At 43.7% G+C, this 17,922-nt stretch carries 11 protein-coding genes; 9 read left to right on the top strand and 2 right to left on the bottom strand.

Annotation, left to right across the window (positions count from 1 at the left end; translation table 11 throughout):
* Positions 1-84: 84 nt before the first annotated feature.
* Both OCU46_RS10295 and OCU46_RS10290 read left to right on the top strand, forming a co-directional pair.
* Positions 85-5,472 carry an ATP-binding protein gene (locus tag OCU46_RS10295; protein WP_141272486.1) on the top strand — a complete coding sequence of 1,796 codons (5,388 nt, stop codon included), beginning with the start codon at positions 85-87 and terminating at the stop codon, positions 5,470-5,472.
* 8 nt (positions 5,473-5,480) lie between these two features.
* The gene (locus OCU46_RS10290) at positions 5,481-6,545 is read left to right on the top strand and encodes an HD-GYP domain-containing protein (RefSeq protein ID WP_141272488.1); all 1,065 of its coding nucleotides are present in this window, start codon (positions 5,481-5,483) and stop codon (positions 6,543-6,545) included.
* Here OCU46_RS10290 and OCU46_RS10285 read toward each other — a convergent pair.
* Positions 6,542-7,945 carry a sensor domain-containing diguanylate cyclase gene (locus tag OCU46_RS10285; RefSeq protein WP_141272490.1) on the bottom strand — a complete coding sequence of 468 codons (1,404 nt, stop codon included), beginning with the start codon at positions 7,943-7,945 and terminating at the stop codon, positions 6,542-6,544. The genes OCU46_RS10290 and OCU46_RS10285 overlap by 4 nt on opposite strands.
* Positions 7,946-8,460: 515 nt before the next feature.
* On the opposite strand from OCU46_RS10285, the gene tig reads away from it, so the two are divergent.
* The 7 genes from tig to OCU46_RS10250 all read left to right on the top strand — a co-directional run bounded on the left by tig (position 8,461) and on the right by OCU46_RS10250 (position 17,358).
* The gene (tig, locus tag OCU46_RS10280) at positions 8,461-9,762 is read left to right on the top strand and encodes a trigger factor (protein WP_141272492.1); all 1,302 of its coding nucleotides are present in this window, start codon (positions 8,461-8,463) and stop codon (positions 9,760-9,762) included.
* 110 nt (positions 9,763-9,872) lie between these two features.
* Complete coding sequence (gene clpP / locus OCU46_RS10275) at positions 9,873-10,496, top strand: ATP-dependent Clp endopeptidase proteolytic subunit ClpP (protein ID WP_017027461.1); 624 nt, start codon at positions 9,873-9,875, stop codon at positions 10,494-10,496.
* Between the two features lie 67 nt (positions 10,497-10,563).
* On the top strand, positions 10,564-11,841 hold the full coding sequence (gene clpX / locus OCU46_RS10270; protein WP_141272494.1) for an ATP-dependent protease ATP-binding subunit ClpX: 1,278 nt from the start codon (positions 10,564-10,566) through the stop codon (positions 11,839-11,841).
* A gap of 235 nt (positions 11,842-12,076) precedes the next feature.
* A complete protein-coding gene (lon, locus tag OCU46_RS10265) occupies positions 12,077-14,422 on the top strand; it encodes an endopeptidase La (protein WP_141272496.1) in 2,346 nt (781 codons plus the stop codon).
* 195 nt (positions 14,423-14,617) lie between these two features.
* A complete protein-coding gene (locus tag OCU46_RS10260; protein WP_017027464.1) occupies positions 14,618-14,890 on the top strand; it encodes an HU family DNA-binding protein in 273 nt (90 codons plus the stop codon).
* Positions 14,891-15,049: 159 nt separating this feature from the next.
* Positions 15,050-16,906, top strand: coding sequence for a peptidylprolyl isomerase (gene ppiD / locus OCU46_RS10255; protein WP_141272498.1), 1,857 nt, complete (start codon positions 15,050-15,052; stop codon positions 16,904-16,906).
* A gap of 146 nt (positions 16,907-17,052) precedes the next feature.
* Positions 17,053-17,358, top strand: coding sequence for a ComEA family DNA-binding protein (locus tag OCU46_RS10250; protein ID WP_141272500.1), 306 nt, complete (start codon positions 17,053-17,055; stop codon positions 17,356-17,358).
* A 26-nt stretch (positions 17,359-17,384) separates the two neighbouring features.
* Here OCU46_RS10250 and rrtA read toward each other — a convergent pair whose 3' ends face one another.
* Positions 17,385-17,921, bottom strand: coding sequence for a rhombosortase (gene rrtA / locus OCU46_RS10245; RefSeq protein WP_244311444.1), 537 nt, complete (start codon positions 17,919-17,921; stop codon positions 17,385-17,387).
* Between the last annotated feature and the right edge of the window lies 1 nt (position 17,922).

Below are 17,922 nucleotides of genomic sequence, written 5' to 3'. Positions count from 1 at the left end.
GAGTCAAACCGCTAACTTTCAGTAAGTTAGCGGTTTTTTTGTATTATAGTTATGCAGATATCCTGATTACACTATGGTGCTTTTTTGAAAACTACCGTCCTGCCATTTATTAAGACAATAACGCTGTGTTTCTCTGTATTTATTGGGGCGTTATTTTCATCGGTGGTTTATGCTGAGATTGAATTTACAGAAGAAGAGCAGGCTTGGCTTAGAGAGGGACAAAAGGTAAACGTGGCGGTCTTTGAGAGCCATTACCCTTTTTTGTTTCTAAATAATCGCGGTGAATATGCTGGCATCGTAAAGGATTATTTGCAGTACATAGAAAAAGCAACGGATATCGATTTTGTCGAAGTGCCAATATATTCGCTTGAAGCAGGCTATCGCGGAATTCAAGATGAAAGTTTGGATCTTTATCCTATGACGTTCAACTTTGAACAGTCAAAACTGAATCTAAACTACTCAATACCTTACCTTCCTTACCATTATTTTGTATTCACTAATGTTAACGATGCCTTAGTACGTACAATGGAACCCAATGATGCCTCCGCATTGAAGCTTGCTGTCATTAAAGGAAGCGCCATAGATCGCTATCTTTTGACACAAAGTTATGACCTTGATATTCAATACTTTAATAATGACCGAGACGCGCTGACTGCCCTTAACAATGGGGTAGTAAAAGCGTATGTAGGAGAAAAAGTATCCTCCCAAAGGCTGATTAAAGGGCTTCATCTTAAAAATATAAAACCGGCTCGACCAACAAGAGAGCTGTACGGCATGCGATTGCAAATGGCGGTGCACCCAGAGGCAACGCAATTGCTCTCAATCATTAATAAGTCATTGAATAGCATGCCTTATGATATTCAGAACGACATTATGGCGCATTGGTTCGACAATGAACCCTATAAAAATAGACTCGATGGGTTTACCTACTTCAATCGAATCCCCTACATGTTTACATCAGATTCTGCTGTTGGGTTGGAGTTTTCAATTTTGCAGCACTTGTTTGAATCTATGGGGTATGAGAATGGAAAACTGTTACCCGGAGACCCGAATTTTGACTATTCGAAGAAGTTGGTTAGTGATGATATGGATTTTGTCACGACGCAAATTATCAGTGATGACGGTCTAGCTAGCCAAGCCAATGAAGGGCTGTTTTATTCTGAACCTTATCTTTCCCAAGAGTACCGCCTGGTATCGCGTGCAGGTGAAAAGGTCGAACTCAATGATTATAACAAATCAATCGGTAGCGTTTTAGGCTCGGATGACGCTGTTATTGCTCAGGCTATCGGTTTATTAAATAAGAGATTTAACCGAGATATTGATAAACGGTACATAGATATAGCACGTGCTATTGATGACCTGGAAGCTAACGAAGTGGATTACTTATTGTTAGATTCAAGGGAGTTGTCGGTTTATTTAAATAGGGCTGGTGGTAAATCAAAGCTCAATACAACTCATGAACACAATACACGTTTTCATGTGCCACTAAGAATCGCCTTTCGAGATCCCTTACTACGTGAAAAGTTTAATGCTGAACTGAGTAAGCTGAAAAGAAGTGCCAAATATCGTCGTCTCGAAAAATTGTATGAAAACGCTGATTTTCAAGGCAAAGCGCAAAGTGGGGCTTTGATGACGGAAATAGTGGCTTATTTGGTTTCCGTTGATCGTGTTGAACTCATTGAAAAGGTGTTCGAGGCATTTAACTTTTCTGATGGGTTTGAGGCTATCACTCTTCAAATCGGTGATAACCCCAATCAAGTTGTGAATTACATAAAAGCTGGCCGCAATCTGAAGAAAGTCGACCAATTTAGCCGACAAGGGCTGATTTCCTTATCTAAGCCACTCATAGAAGGAGATGGCCTTGAGCAGACTTCCCTTGGGACTTTGACCATTTATTCTCAGCTGCAAAACAGTGCCTCTTTCAATCAAAATTACATTCCCCCGCTGAGCATATTTGAAGATTTCAGCTCGATAGATTATGAGCGCATTCGCAGTATTTACGAACGATCCAATTTACAAGTCTACTCACTGAACCTAACACCGCAGGAGTTAAATTGGATTGAGAAAAATCCCGTGGTAACTGTGGGCATTGATCCTGCAGCGTTACCTTACGAAGGGGTACAAAATGGAGAGTACAGGGGCATTATTGCCGATATTTTGCAAGATATGAGCAATAAGGTTGGCGTTAGGTTTGAGCCTCTGCTTGTAGGCTCATGGCAAGAGACGGTTGAAATTGTAGAACAACAGCAGGTGATCATGGTATCAGCGGCTATGGAGAATAGGACGATGTCTTATGACTACAATACGACATTGCCATTGTTTACTGATCAGCTTGCCGTGGCGGGCCGGACGGGCTTAGATTACGGGCACGGTTTAGGAAATATGAAAGGGAGGCGTGTTGGTGCACAGCGCGGTGCCTCTAACACGCCAACGTTAATGGATAGCTATCCAGAAATAGAATGGGTGCTAGTGGAGAGCTCTGCGGTAGGTTTGGACATGCTGGCAAATGAAAAGATTGATGGTTATGTTGATACCACCTATGTGATTAACTACATCTTCAATGAACACTCTTATCGAAATCTATCGATTGTCGACCGCCTAAACTTTACCGTGACGCCTACGTTTCATGTGCGCAAGAGTGACCCCATTTTAAGTTCAATCGTGACTAAGGCTGTTCGTTCTATTAGTGCGAGTGAAAAACAGAAAATTATCAATAACTGGGCATCGAGCCGTGTTGTAGAAAAAATAGATTACCGCACGATGCTAATGATAAGCGGGTTTTCGTTTGTGGTTTTCTTAGTGTTTTATCTCTCCAATAGAAAACTTAAAAAGCAAGTTGCGGCCACTACAGAAGCACAAAAGGAAGTGCTGGCGAGTCGAAACCAACTTTTCGATATTCTAAATACTTCCAGTATCGCCGTAGTGATTGTGCAAAATGAGCGTATTGCATATTCCAACACTAGGGCTTTAGAGCAGTTTAAGTTAAGTAGTGATGACTCTTATGGTTACTTTATTTCTCGGATTTATGCTGACGCCGTGGACAGAGAGAACGTCTATCAAGAATTAGCCTTGCATGGCAAGATCGTTGATCGGGAAATGGTGTTTCAGCGTGAAGATGAGACCTTGTTTACGGCGCTATGTAGTTACTATCAAATTGATTACCTTGATGCTCCTGCCGTTTTGTTTTGGAGCTACGACATTTCAGAGATAAAAAACCTGAACAAAGAGCTTGCTGACGCAATAGTGGCAGCCAATATTGCTAACCAAACTAAGAGTGATTTTTTAGCCAATATGAGCCACGAGATCCGCACTCCAATGAACGCAATTATTGGCATGTCGTATCTTGCTCTTGAAGGTAACTTGAATAGCAAAGCACGAAACTATATCAGTAAAGTTCATCAGTCGGCTCAATCCTTATTATTGATAATCAATGACATATTGGACATATCCAAGATTGAATCAGGAAAATTAGACCTTGAGCAGAGACCTTTTTCTTTAAAGGACACCCTAAGGGATATTGCGAATATATTGAGTTTCAGAATTGCTGAAAAGAACGTGGATTTTATCTTCAATATAGATCGCTCTATACCTAGGATGGTGATTGGTGATGAGCTTAGGTTGTCGCAAGTGTTGATAAATTTGGGCAACAACGCCACCAAATTCACAGATAAAGGCGAAATTCTTATTAGTCTTGAGGCGAAACCAATCAAAGGGCGCGAAGAGTTTTACTGCTATCACTTTGCTGTGCAAGATACGGGTATCGGTATCGCACCAGATAAACTCAATAGACTGTTTGAATCATTTCAACAGGCCGATGCCTCCACGACTCGAGAATATGGTGGTACAGGACTTGGTTTAAGCATTAGTAAGCAGATCATTGAGTTAATGGGTGGGCGAATTTGGGTTGATAGTGAGCTAGGTATTGGGAGTACCTTTCACTTTGAGGTTGAACTGAAAGTCGCGACCAATGCGAACAGGCTCCATCAGCAAGCGTTGAATGACATGAGTGATTTTAACAACAAGTCCTTATGGGTATTAGAATCATCTGAAAAGGCCGTCAATGCACTGCACAATGCATTGGTCGATATCGATATTGCTACCAGTATTGCGGATGACTTTTCTAGCTTGTTGACCGCCTTAAAAGAGTCAAAAGAAGAACAGCCCGTCGTTTATGTCTCGGATATAGCCCTTTCAAAAGATGTTGTCGCGTTCCAGCAACAACTGCAGCAATTGAAGCAAATAGCTCGGGTGATCTTAAGTAGCGCCAACGAAGATAGGGTAACTTTAGCCAGAGAGTTGGGCATTGAAATTTTACCTAGGCCTTGGCTTCCATTTGAGTTCTTAGCTCAGGTGAGTGGTTTGAACCTGAATGATGAACATATTGCCGAGAGTGAGGATATCAATTACGAGGCGCTATTGCGTGGGATGCGAGTTCTCCTCGTCGAGGACAATGAGCTCAATCAAGAGCTCGTTCTTGGATTGCTTGAACCATTTGATCTTGATATCGATGTCGTTGGGAATGGAATGCTGGCCGTAGAAAAGGCTCGGCAGCAAGATTATGCGATTATTTTGATGGACATTCAGATGCCGGTCTTAGGCGGTTATCAAGCTACGGAGCAAATACGAGAATTTGATAAACAAACACCTATCGTGGCGATGACCGCTAACGCGATGGTCGGTGATGAAGAAAAAGCGACAGCTGTGGGGATGGATGATTATCTAGCAAAACCTATAGAGGTTGCTCGTTTAATGACTGTTTTGGTGAATGCCGCTAAGAAACATCACGGTAGGGACGAAACAACGACATCACCAGTGAGTACCGCCACAGCCGTTTCTCAACAACTTGAAGAAGAGCACCTATTCTTGGCGGAAAAAGGATTGCAAACCTGCAATCAGAATAGAGCGTTGCTATCCAAGTTACTTAAAAAGTATCTCGCCAACTCGTCGATGCGTGTTGATAGCTTTGCCAATGCTTTACACGCAAAAGACTGGGAAACAGCAAAGCGCGAGATCCATACGCTCAAAGGCACCTCTGCAAGTATAGGGGCAATGGTATTGACGGGATTATGTATTCGCTATGAACAGCAAATGCAATCCACTAATCCAGAGTTAACACTATTGCAGGTCGAGCGTCTTCATCATGTATTGACCGAGACAGAAACGGCTATTGAAGAATATCTGCATGATAGTCATGCGCTAAAGTTATTGAATCAAAATAGTGAGCAAAGTAATACAGCGATACCTTCGCCAGCATACAGCCATGAAGAGCTAGCGTTGCAGATGAGTGAGCTTAAGTCGTTGGTAGAGAATTACGATCTGCAAGCTGTTGATAGAGTACAAGCGTTGAGAGCGCAGGCTCCGCCAAAAGAGCTACTAACACTGCTTGATACCATTGAAACAGCGTTGGCGAGCTATCAATTTGACGCCGCTTTAAAGACATTGAACGATTGGTTTGAGTTGAATAAATCTTAGGGAACGTGATGCAATCTGATAATACACATCTTCAATCTAGCCAAGATAAGCCCTTGTTATTAATCGTGGATGATACAGCGGAAAATATCGATGTGTTGGCAGGGCTATTGAAAGAAGACTATCGAATCCGCATTGCAACAAACGGTGAGCTAGCCTTAAAGCTCGCACGGGCAATGCCTCTTCCTGACCTGATCTTGCTCGATATTATGATGCCTGAAATTGATGGCTTTGAGGTATGCCGACAGTTAAAAAGCCAAAGTAATACCCAGCATATTCCTATTATCTTTGTTACCGCCAAGATATCCCCTGAAGATGAAATCAAGGGCTTGCAACTTGGGGCGGTGGACTACATAGGAAAACCCATCGTTCCTCCTATAGCCAAGCAAAGAATTGAAACTCATCTCGCGTTATCAAATCAGAATAAGCAGTTGTACCTCAAGGTAAAAGAACAAACGCGAGTAATAAAACAGACCAATGTTGAGCTGCTTAAGAGGCTAGGAAGGGCAGCTGAATACAAAGACAATGAAACCGGTATGCACGTTTTACGTATGGCGAATTATGCGTACATTCTTGCGAGGTCGTGCGGTATGTCTGATGAGCATGCTGATATATTAAAAGAAGCGGCGCCAATGCATGATATTGGCAAGATAGGCATCCCTGATGGCATCCTACTGAAGCCAGGAAAATTAGATCCAGAAGAGTGGGAGGTGATGCGCACTCATGTGCAAATTGGCGTGGATATACTTGGTGACAGTGAAGACTCTAAGCTAATGGAAATGGCCCGCACAGTTGCCTTAACTCACCATGAGAAATGGGATGGGACTGGTTATCCAAATGGCTTGGAAGGAGAGTATATTCCTTTAGTCGGGCGCATTTGTGCTATTGCCGATGTGTTTGATGCTTTAACTTCTGCTCGCCCTTACAAACAGCCGTGGTCTGTAGAAGAGGCATTACGTTTCTTGGATGAGCAAAAGAATAAACATTTTGATGCAACGCTGGTGGATCTGTTTTTGAGGCAAGAGCCTAAAATACGAGAGATTATGCGCAAATATGCTGAGCCTGATTCGGCCTAATGGTTACTGTTTTTATCTAGCGCATTGATCGTCTCTATTTCTGCTCTACGTAGGCCCTTAAGTTGTCGCTTGAGGGCCTTGTTTTTGTACATATTAATGTCGGCTTCAGACAGCAAGTGATCAAAAGTAATGCTTTTATCATGGTACAGACTATAACCAATACTGACTTTGATATTGACGAAGGCGCCTTGCACCAGATATTGGCCTTGCTCAACTCTAGATTGGATAGACTGTACTAATTGCGCTAACTCTTCTTCATTCTTAATTCGAGAAACAATGATAAGAAATTCGTCACCACCGACTCGTGCAATCGTATCGTTAGCGCGGACACTTTTGCGTAATCGCTTGGCGACTTGCTTTAGTATGAGATCGCCACTGGCATGACCGTAGCTGTCATTGATCTGCTTAAAACCATCTAGATCTATATTTAACACGGAAAATCGTGTGCCTGAATGTTTAGCGTTACCTATGATGTTTTTTAGGGTGTAAATGAAGTAACGACGATTTGGCAGCCCTGTTAATTCATCTTGCATGGAGCGCTGTCTAGCTTGCAGATACAGCGTCGAGATGATGGCAAACATGGCGAGAATAATGCCGAGTATTAAATAACCGTACCACCTGACAGGATTTATGAGGTACCAAAAGGCGGGATTGGCGCCAGGCTTTTCGGCGATAAAAACCTCCCAATCCCCGTAGTTAATCTCTACATCATTCACCAGCAGTGGCTTTTCTAGCGCCTGAAGATCACCAAATACCTGTTCTGGGTTTTCCTTTTGCCTAACTGCAATAGAGTAAACGTTATCCAATAAGTGACTGTCCTCTACGACTTTTTGTATGTTCACTAACAGAAGAATGTGCCCTTGGTAGGTTCGACTGCCGATTTCTCCTGCGTAAATGGGGCTTCGCAATATGTACAATTCGGGTGCATCTTCCACTTTATGCACAGTACCTTGAGCCAAGGTCTGAGGGTTACTTTTTAGCTTTTGTATCTGAATTCTAACCGCAGGGGATTCTGTAGTGTCACGCCCAATTGCTGCAGCGTAAAGTAACTCGGGGTAGACATAGGTGATGATGTCATCGATAGCGACCCCAAGGCCCATTAGTTGACTGTCGTGATTAAGCAAGCTTTGACTGATTTTTTGCAGCTGTTGATTGGTGATATTAGGTTGAGTGCTAATGATGTTCGCTAACGTATAGGCTGAATAGATCTTTTTCTGCAAGGATAAAGATAGCTCTGCGGACACTTCGGCGACTTTATTTTGCGCGTCAGAAAAGCGGATGCTCTTTAACTGGTTTTGTTTAAGGGCGTACTGATTCTCTATGAAATAGGTTCCCGCTATTCCACAAAGCAGTATCGCAGAGGTGATAAGGGCTTTTTCTAGCCTTGACGTTAGTTGCACAAGATCCACCGATTCGCATTGCGAATGTATCAATAGGTATTACTTTTTGACAGAAGTATAAATAGCATAGTGAATTCTCAGCGGTAAGATAGGACAATTCTGTCCTGTAACAATACGACAATCTGTAAAGTAGATGAAACTTGAGCAAGATCTCGTTTTTTGTACTTATAGAGCATTTTTAAATTTAACCGTTGATTTTATCAATCCCGCCCCCATTGTATCTTTCAGTGAGATTTCTAAATTATCTCCCAATCATAATTGAAGAGTGTTTAGGGGCACATCTCGACACAGCTGGTCTATGTCGGTAGAATGTCGCGTCAATTTATTACTCTGAGGTTAATTGGAGATGTCTTGGCTTAAGATATCGCTAATTGATTCGTTGTTGCTTTGATAGCAACGGCACTCTCTTTTGTATTTAGGTGTCTCTTTGAGGCGCACACTAGGATGTTGTCACTCTCTATAAGAGCTGTGACGCCATGCTCAGGAAACTGAGCTTTTGTTGAGGTTTAAAAATAATGCAAGCTACTGTTGAAACTCTAGAAGGTCTTGAGCGCCGTCTAACTATCACTGTTCCTGCTGCTAACATTGAAGATGCAGTAACAGCTGAACTACGTAACATCGCTAAAAACCGTCGTTTTGACGGCTTCCGTAAAGGCAAAGTGCCTATGAAAATGGTAGCGAAAATGTACGGTAAAGCGGTACGTAACGACGTTATGGGTGAAGTGATGCAGCGTCACTACATCGAGGCAATCGTTAAAGAAAAGATCAACCCAGCAGGTGCACCAACTTTCGCACCAGTAGAAACTGCTGAAGGCCAAGATCTTGTATTTACTGCAACTCTAGAAGTTTTCCCAGAGATCGAACTTAAAGGTCTTGAGAACATCACTGTTGAGAAGCCAGTAGTAGAAGTTCAAGACGCTGACGTAGACAACATGATCGAAACTCTACGTAAGCAACAAGCAACTTGGACTGAAGTTGAAGCAGCTGCTGAAGAAGGCATGCGTGCAACTATCGACTTCTCTGGTTCTATCGACGGTGAAGAGTTTGAAGGCGGTAAAGCTGAGAACTTCCCACTAGAAATGGGCCAAGGTCGCATGATTCCTGGTTTTGAAGACGGTATCGCAGGTAAGACTGCTGGTATGGAATTCGAAATCGACGTGGCTTTCCCAGAAGACTACCACGCTGAAAACCTAAAAGGTAAAGACGCGAAGTTCTCTATCAAAGTGAACAAAGTAGAAGCTCGTGAACTTCCTGAGCTAACTGACGAGTTCGTTGCTAAGTTCGGTGTTGTAGAAGGCGGTGTTGACGCACTTAAAGCTGAAGTACGCAAGAACATGGAGCGTGAGCTTAAGCAAGCTGTTAAGACTCGCATCAAAGATCAAGCAATCGACGGTCTTGCTAAAGAAAACGACATCACTGTTCCTTCTGCTCTTATCGAGCAAGAGATCGGTGTTCTTCGCCAGCAAGCTGCACAACGTTTCGGTGGCAACACTGACGCTGCTGACCAGCTTCCTCGTGAACTATTCGAAGAGCAAGCTAAGAAGCGTGTAGTTGTTGGTCTTCTTCTAGGTGAAGTAATCAAAGCTGAAGAGCTAAAAGCAGATGATGAGAAAGTTAAAGCTCTTATCACTGAAATGGCTACAGCTTACGAAGATCCATCTGAAGTTATTGCTTACTACGAAAGCAACGAAGAAATGATGAACAACATGCGCAACGTTGCTCTAGAAGAGCAAGCGATTGACGCTATCATCGCTAAAGCACAAGTGACTGATAAAGAAGAGTCATTTGATGCAATTATGAACCAACAGCCTGCTTAATGGCGTTGAGTTTACGTAGAAGGTTGACTTTTAAATAACACTTCTACTAATAATGGTCCGTATGAGATAATCATTCGGGCCATTTATTTTAGGGATAGGGATATAACACTATGAGCTACCAAGAAAAAAATGTAATGTCGCCGATCGTTGATGCACTCGTACCTATGGTGGTAGAGCAGTCTTCGCGTGGCGAGCGTTCTTACGATATCTATTCTCGCTTGCTTAAAGAGCGAATCATTTTCTTGACTGGACAAGTCGAAGATCACATGGCCAATCTCGTAGTGGCCCAGCTGTTGTTCCTAGAATCAGAAAATCCAGAAAAAGATATTTTCCTATACATCAACTCTCCTGGTGGTAGTGTAACTGCAGGTATGTCTATTTATGACACAATGCAGTACATCAAGCCGAATGTGAGTACTGTATGTATGGGCCAAGCGTGCTCTATGGGCGCATTCCTGCTAGCAGGTGGTGCACCAGGTAAGCGTTTTGCTCTTCCTAACTCTCGTGTGATGATTCACCAACCGTTAGGTGGTTTCCAAGGCCAAGCGTCTGATATTCAAATTCATGCTCAAGAAATTTTGACTATCAAAAAGAAACTAAACACACTTCTTGCTGAACATACTGGTCAGCCAATGGAAGTAATCGAGCGCGATACCGATCGCGACAACTTTATGTCTGCAGACGAGTCAGTTGAATACGGCTTAGTAGACTCAGTGTTGTCTCGAGGCAAATAAGCCCGTCGGTTCAAGTTTTTTGATGTAAACTTTATTAGATTAAAGTTTAAAGCTAAGAGGTTAGCGAATGACAGATAAAAGCAAAGAGAGTGGCAAGCTTTTGTACTGCTCTTTCTGCGGTAAAAGTCAGCATGAAGTTCGCAAGTTGATCGCGGGCCCGTCCGTCTACATCTGTGACGAGTGCGTTGATCTTTGTAACGATATTATTCGTGAAGAGATCAAAGAGGCTCTGCCGAAGAAAGAGTCAGAAGCGTTGCCGACTCCACGAGATATTCGTGAACATCTTGACGATTATGTAATCGGTCAAGAATATGCGAAAAAAGTGCTTTCAGTAGCTGTATACAACCACTACAAGCGCCTACGTAACGGTGATAAAACCGCAGACGGTGTTGAGCTAGGTAAGAGTAACATCTTGCTGATTGGCCCAACGGGTAGTGGTAAGACACTGCTTGCAGAAACGCTAGCTCGTTTCCTAGACGTACCGTTTACTATGGCGGACGCTACAACACTAACTGAAGCCGGTTATGTGGGTGAGGATGTAGAAAACATCATCCAGAAACTGCTTCAAAAATGTGATTATGACGTAGCAAAAGCTGAGCGCGGCATCGTTTACATCGATGAGATTGATAAAATCTCTCGTAAGGCTGAAAACCCATCGATCACCCGTGATGTATCAGGTGAAGGTGTTCAGCAGGCACTACTTAAACTGGTTGAAGGTACAATCGCTTCTGTTCCACCTCAAGGTGGTCGTAAGCACCCTCAACAAGAGTTCTTGCAGGTTGATACCTCAAAGATCCTATTTATCTGTGGCGGTGCATTTGCCGGCCTAGATAAAGTGATTGAGCAACGAGTTGAAACTGGTTCTGGTATTGGCTTTGGCGCGGAAATCCACGCTAAAGACGAGAACAAGAGCATCAGCGACATGTTCAAGCAAGTAGAGCCTGAAGATTTGGTTAAATATGGCCTTATCCCAGAGTTTATCGGTCGTCTTCCGGTAACGACAACTCTTACTGAACTTGACGAAGCTGCCTTGATTCAAATTCTTAGCCAACCTAAGAATGCACTGACCAAGCAGTATGCAGCCTTGTTTGACATTGAAGATGTAGAACTTGAGTTCCGTGAAGATGCACTAAACGCGATTGCGAAGCGTGCAATGGAGCGTAAAACAGGTGCTCGTGGTCTTCGCTCAATTCTTGAGAACGTGCTTCTTGATACCATGTACGAACTGCCTTCAATGACAGACGTAAGCAAAGTGGTTATCGATGAGTCTGTTATCAATGGTGAGTCTGAGCCACTGATGATCTACAACGGCGGTGACAACCAAGCGGCTATTGCAGAATCGTAAGGTTGAGCCTTCGAAATTAAAAAGCGAGCAGTAGCTCGCTTTTTTTGTGCCTGTTGATCGAGTCAGTTCGTAAAAATTGGCATGTATTCCACTGTTTTACATTCAATTTCAGTCAAAACACCGAAAAACGAACACTATTTGAGTAAGTTAGCTGATTCTTATTGTTACAAGTATTGATTCTATTTAAAGTGACCTTATATAAAGACCATAAGCCGAAAACGGAAGAGAGAGAACTATGAACTTGGAGCGTTCCGAGCGTATTGAAATACCCGTTCTACCATTACGAGATGTGGTCGTTTACCCACATATGGTCATTCCTCTGTTTGTTGGTCGCGAAAAGTCGATCAACTGCCTTCAGTCTGCGATGGATAATGACAAGCAAGTATTGCTTGTTGCCCAAAAAGAAGCGGACACTGAAGAGCCGACCAAAGATGACTTATTCCAAGTAGGTACAGTCGCCACTATTCTACAGCTTCTCAAATTGCCAGATGGTACTGTTAAGGTGCTGGTTGAAGGTCAGCAACGTGCGCAAATTCACTCTGTTCGTGAAGACGAGTTCTTTATCGCGGACGCGGAGTTCTTAACCACGCCGGTTATGGACGATAAAGAAGAAGAAGTGGTTGTACGCAGTGCGTTGAACCAGTTCGAAGGCTTTATCAAATTGAATAAGAAGATCCCGCCAGAGGTATTAACCTCCCTGAACGGTATCGATGATGCACCGCGTCTTGCCGATTCAATTGCCGCTCATATGCCTCTTAAACTTGCTGAGAAGCAGCGAGTACTTGAAATCATTGACGTCAACGAGCGTCTTGAGTTCTTGATGGGCAGCATGGAGTCAGAGATTGACATCCTGCAGGTTGAAAAACGCATTCGTGGTCGCGTTAAAAAGCAGATGGAAAAATCCCAGCGCGAGTACTACCTGAATGAGCAAATGAAAGCGATTCAGAAAGAGCTCGGCGACATGGATGATGCGCCAGATGAGTTTGAAACACTGAAGGCGAAGATTGAAGAATCTAAGATGCCTACAGATGCTCGTGAAAAAACTGAGCAAGAGCTGCAAAAATTGAAGATGATGTCACCAATGTCAGCGGAAGCGACAGTGGTGCGTAGCTATATCGACTGGATGGTAGGTGTACCGTGGGCTAAGCGCTCTAAGGTGAAGAAAAACCTAGCGAAAGCCGAAGAAGTACTTAATGCCGATCACTACGGCTTAGAGCGCGTTAAAGAGCGTATCCTAGAGTATTTGGCGGTACAAAACCGTATCAACAAGCTGAAAGGACCAATCCTATGTCTTGTTGGTCCTCCTGGTGTGGGTAAAACCTCTCTAGGTCAATCTATTGCTGCGGCAACGGGTCGTAAATATACGCGTATGGCACTGGGTGGCGTACGTGATGAAGCGGAGATTCGCGGGCATCGTCGTACTTACATTGGCTCTATGCCGGGTAAGCTTATTCAAAAGATGTCGAAAGTTGGAGTAAAGAACCCTCTGTTCTTGCTTGATGAGATCGATAAGATGTCTTCGGATATGCGTGGCGATCCATCATCGGCTCTGTTGGAAGTACTGGATCCTGAGCAAAACAACGCCTTCAACGATCACTACCTAGAGGTTGATTATGACCTGTCTGATGTGATGTTTGTTGCAACGTCTAACTCAATGAATATCCCTGGTCCATTGCTCGATCGTATGGAAGTGATCCGCTTATCGGGTTATACGGAAGATGAGAAGCTGAACATTGCGAAGAACCACTTGCTTGATAAACAGATCAAGCGCAATGGTTTGAAACCGAATGAGATAGAAGTTGAAGACTCTGCCATTATCGGCATTATCCGTTACTACACTCGTGAAGCTGGCGTTCGTAGCCTTGAGCGCGAGATCTCGAAGATTTGCCGTAAAGCAGTGAAGAATATCCTGCTTGATAGCTCGTTGAAGAAAGTAGTAGTGAACCAAGACAACTTGAAAGAGTACTTGGGTGTACAGCGCTTCGACTATGGTAAAGCTGACGACAGCAACCGTATTGGTCAGGTGACGGGTCTTGCATGGACTGAAGTGGGTGGTGATCTACTTACCATCGAAACTGAGTCTATGGTGGGTAAAGGCAAGCTAACACAAACCGGTTCTCTGGGTGATGTTATGCAAGAGTCTATCCAAGCTGCAATGACGGTAGTGAGAAGTCGTGCAGAAAAGCTGGGTATCAACCCAGATTTCTATGAAAAGCGCGATATTCACGTTCATGTTCCTGAAGGTGCTACACCTAAAGATGGTCCAAGTGCTGGTACAGCTATGTGCACGGCGTTGGTTTCCAGTTTAACGGGTAACCCTGTAAGAGCAGACGTTGCCATGACAGGTGAAATCACTTTGCGTGGTGAAGTTCTGCCTATCGGTGGTTTGAAAGAGAAACTGCTAGCTGCGCATCGCGGTGGCATCAAAACGGTTCTAATCCCTAAAGATAACGAGCGTGATCTGGAAGAAATCCCTGAAAACGTTAAGAAAGATTTGGTGGTAAAACCAGTACAATGGATTGACGAAGTACTGACCGTTGCTCTGCAGAATGACCCAAGCGGAGTGTCCGTAGAAGGGTAAAAGAGTGATAAGTCGCAAATAATAGTACGTAAATTAAGCTGATGAGTACAAAAAACTTGTCAGCTTTTTTATTGGGCGCTACTTTAACTAATGAGGCTGTAGCCCTTTTACCATCAGGGTTACAAGCTAGATTCATAAAAACAATGGAATTGACCTACCTAAACTTTCACTCAGGTAGTAATAGGGGAATATATAGTGAATAAAACTCAACTTATCGAAAAAATCGCGGATAACGCAGATCTTTCTAAAGCTTCTGCTGGTCGTGCTCTAGATGCAGTGGTTGAATCAATCAGCGACTCTCTGCAAGGTGGCGATCAAGTGGCTCTAGTAGGCTTTGGTACATTCAGTGTCCGTACTCGTGCTGCTCGCACCGGTCGCAATCCAAAAACTGGTGAAGAAATTCAAATTGCAGAAGCTAAAGTACCTGCATTCAAGCCAGGTAAAGCACTTAAAGACGCAGTTAACTAATAAATTGCTCTCAAGTCACATCAGATAACAAATTATCGTTATCAAACCTTGTATTTATGCGCATCCTACTGGTGCGCATTTCTTTTTCTGATATCATCGAGAGAATGATTTTTAGAGCCTGAGTTCAATACAGGCCGCACTTCGGAGTTTCACACTATTATGATGGAAAGATTACGCGAAGGCGTAAATAGCATCGCAGTTAAGATCATTCTAGGTCTGATCATTCTCTCTTTCGTTTTTACCGGCGTAAGTGGCTATTTGGGTGGTGGTAACAGTACTGCTGCTAAAGTGGGAAATGCTGAAGTTTCTCGCGCCGAATTTGAAATGGCTTACCAGAATGAGCGCAATCGTGCTCAGCAACAAATGGGCGATTATTTTACTAGCCAACTAGGCGACCCTGCGTTTGTGCAGTCGTTCCGTCAGCGTGTGCTGGATCAAATGGTTAACCAGGTATTGCTTGAGCAGTACGCTGAATCAATGGGCCTTCGTATCAGCGACCAGCAGGTTCGTGACGTGCTTCTAAGCATGCCTCAGTTCCAAAGCAATGGTCAGTTTGATCAAGAGATTTACCAGGCATCTCTACGTCGCGGCGGTTACAACGCAGAAAGCTTCGCAGAGTACCTTCGTAGCGACCTTGTTCGTCAGCAAATCCTAGGTGCTATCGAGCAAAGTGAATTTGTGCTTCCACAAGAAGTGGCTCAAGCATCAATGCTACTGACTCAAAAACGCGATATTCGTACCATCACTATTGACCCTAATGAAATGGCGAAGAGTGTTGAACTAACGGATGAGCAGCTTCAAGACTTCTACAACAACAACCCTGAGCGCTTCACTCGCCCGCAGCAGTTTAAGGTTTCATACGTTGAGCTATCTGCTGAGAAAATGAATCAGAGTGATGCGGTGACGGATGAAGAAGCTAAAGATTTCTACGAGCAAAACATCGACCGTTACTCTACTCAAGAGCAACGTAGCCTGAGCCACATTCTAGTTCAAGATGAAGCAAAAGCCGATGAGCTATTGGCTGAACTAAAAGCGGGTGCCGACTTTGCTCAAGTAGCGAAAGACAGCTCTGAAGACTTTGGTTCTGCTGAAGAAGGTGGTGCACTAGGCTGGGTTGAAAAAGGCGTGATGGATCCGGCATTTGAAGACGCAGCATTTGCCCTTCAAAATACTGGCGATTACACCGACGTGGTTAAGTCTGATTTTGGCTACCACATCATCAAGCTAGACGACCTTAAAGCCGCTCAAGCTAAGCCGTTTGCTGAAGTAGCAACAGAAATTAAGACAGAAGTTGCAGAGCAGCAAGCTGTGGACCGTTTCTATGCACTACAAAACACACTAGAAACAGTAGCGTTTGAATACCCAGACTCACTGGATGATGCAGCAGAAGCTGTTGGTCAGAAGGTGATCACTACAGATTTCGTTTCTGTTGCAGATGCGCCAGAGGTGTTGAGATCTCCTGCGGTTATGCAAGAGCTGCAAACGCCTGAAGTTAGCGAAGATGGCCTGAACTCAGCGGTTGTTGAAGTTGACCCTGAGCACATTATTGTTGTTCGTATCGAAGACTCTCGTCCTCAAACGGTACTACCGTACGAAGAAGTAGCAGCTCAAGTTAAAGAGCAGCTTCAACAAGTGGAAGGCCGCAATCAAGCTAACGAACTTGCTACTCAAGTTGTTGATGCACTTGAAGCTGGCGATGATGCTCTGCTTGCAGACAACAACTTGAACTTCAGTGAAGTACAAAGCGTTGACCGTGGCTCAGATCTGTCTCGCACCGTGTTTGCTATGCCTCGCCCTAGCGAAGGTAACCTGCACTACGCGAAATCAATCGACGCTACAGGCAATATCGTTATTATTGAGCTAAACAAAGTTGTTAGTGAGATTGACGATCAGTTCAACGCTCAAATCAGTGAACAGTTGCAAACAGGACATGTACAACAAGATCTTATGGGTCTAGTACAGACGCTGCGTAACACGACTGATATCGAGTACTACATCTCTGGAGATGCGCAGTAATATTACCGCCGCATTTGCAGTATAGAACGGGCCGCTTTTAGCGGCCCGTTCTAGTTTCTGCTGGTGTTCATTTCATCTATAAGGTCTCTTTTCTAGCTTGAGTAGGGCACGTTTGTATCTAACTTACTTAAGGGAAGGAAATAGGAATGGGACTATCAATGATTAAACGTTTATGGCTTATTACGGTTTTAATGCTAGTACCGGTTATGGGGTATGCAGCAGACCAAATGAAGGGCGATAAATACGAAGGTATTGAGATTGAAGTCAATATCAATACTGCCTCTAGCGATGAGCTTGCGACACTGTTGCTTGGGGTAGGAGAAACCAAGGCAAAGCAAATCGTGGCCTATCGCGAGGTTCATGGTGAGTTTAAGCATGCGGATGAACTGCAGCAAGTGAAAGGAATAGGGCAGGCGACGGTAGACAAAAATCGAGCCCGTATCCGATTGTAATAAAAGAGAAAGAGCTAGATAACGATTTAATGCTTCAACAGCTTACGGGCTAGTAGCGCGATTGCTAGCCCGGATAAGGAGCCAATCAGGTGTGATTCGGTAGAGACCCTTGCATTGATAAGCTCAGCGGTAGATAAAGTAATTAATCCGCTATTTTCAGCCAGTAACTTCAACCCTAATCCCGCCAATAAGAACCAACTGCTACGCTTTCCTCTCGAGATCTCTTGATAGGCGTAAAGGGCAAACAGTCCGTGCAGTACTCCCGATAAACCATAATAGATTTGTGTCTGAGTAAACAGCAGTCCAACGCCGATAATAACGGAGATAAGGGCGATATAGACAATCAACTTTTTCCATCGAGCATGAAATAAGTAGCTAATAATCCACAGTCCGGCGAGATTCATCAGTAGGTGATACGCATTAGTATGGGTAAAGTTTCCTGTTAATAGTCGCCACCATTGGTGTGTTGCGATAAGATCGTGCTCCCAACGCAGTGCGATTGATAGCGTTGGAATCATAAACGTCGCTAATAGTAAGCTGAAGGCAATGAGGAATTTGTACACG

The organism is Vibrio comitans, from assembly GCA_024346835.1.
Taxonomy (GTDB): Bacteria; Pseudomonadota; Gammaproteobacteria; order Enterobacterales; family Vibrionaceae; genus Vibrio; species Vibrio comitans.
Note: the sequence above shows the minus strand (reverse complement) of the source record. Positions and strands in the feature narration are given on the sequence as shown.